Genomic DNA, 918 nt, shown 5'->3' on the forward strand with positions numbered 1-918 from the left:
TATAGTGTATTAAATATAAAAGTGTTATAAGATAAAATAACTCAATAGATATACTCAGTTATCATGACTTACTCACTAGATTATCGCAAACAAGTTCTTAAAAGCTTAGCAGGTGGCATGACTTTTGCCGAGGCAGCCTCTTTTTATGACATTAGTCCAACCACCATTCAAAAGTGGAAGAAACGGCTACATAGTAAGAGCACTCGCAATGTTACGCCATCAAAAATACCAGATGATGCACTACGTAAAGACGTTGAGCGTTACCCTGATGACTATCACTATGAGAGAGCAAGACGGTTCAACTGTACTGCCTCAGCCATTTGTGAGGCTTTAAAACGCCTAGGCATCAGTCAAAAAAAAGACCTTAGAGCATCCAAAAGCGTGTCCAATAAAAAGAGCGGCGTATCAGAGTAAGCTTGATAACTTTAAACAGCAAGGCTATCCCATTGTCTATATGGATGAAAGCGGCTTTGAGGCTGAAACTATTCGTTCTCATGGCTATGCACCGATAGGCAAACCCTGTATCGACAGCGACAACTGGCAAGGTAAAAAGCGAACCAACGTCATTGGGGCTCTATATGAAAAGATGCTATTTGCACTGGATTACTTTGAACAGAACATTAACAGCAGCATATTCTACGACTGGTGCAAGTTTAAACTTATTCCAAGTCTTAAAACCAAATGCGTGATTATCATGGATAATGCCCGGTTTCATAAAAGCAAACGTATCCAAAAATTACTGAACAGGCATGGTCATCGTATTCTATGGCTGCCACCGTATAGCCCAGACTTGAACCCTATTGAGAAAAAATGGGCTCAAGTGAAGTTTCTACGCCAAGGGTGGATGGAAAATGACTTATCCAAATTATTTTATGATGTTTGTCCTAGCCATAACACTTTTGTTTTGAACTGACTATA

General features: G+C 39.7%; 2 protein-coding genes. Both read left to right on the plus strand.

Going from position 1 to position 918, the window contains the following annotated elements:
* The first annotated feature begins 63 nt into the window (after positions 1 to 63).
* Positions 64 to 414, plus strand: coding sequence for an IS630 transposase-related protein (locus CXF61_RS01770; RefSeq protein ID WP_165596944.1), 351 nt, complete (start codon positions 64 to 66; stop codon positions 412 to 414).
* Complete coding sequence (locus tag CXF61_RS01775) at positions 389 to 913, plus strand: IS630 family transposase (RefSeq protein WP_165596945.1); 525 nt, start codon at positions 389 to 391, stop codon at positions 911 to 913. Before CXF61_RS01770 ends, CXF61_RS01775 begins: the two co-directional genes overlap by 26 nt.
* Positions 914 to 918: the final 5 nt, after the last annotated feature.

The sequence above is a fragment of the Psychrobacter sp. 4Dc genome (assembly GCF_002836715.1).
In the GTDB taxonomy this organism is placed as follows: Bacteria; Pseudomonadota; Gammaproteobacteria; order Pseudomonadales; family Moraxellaceae; genus Psychrobacter.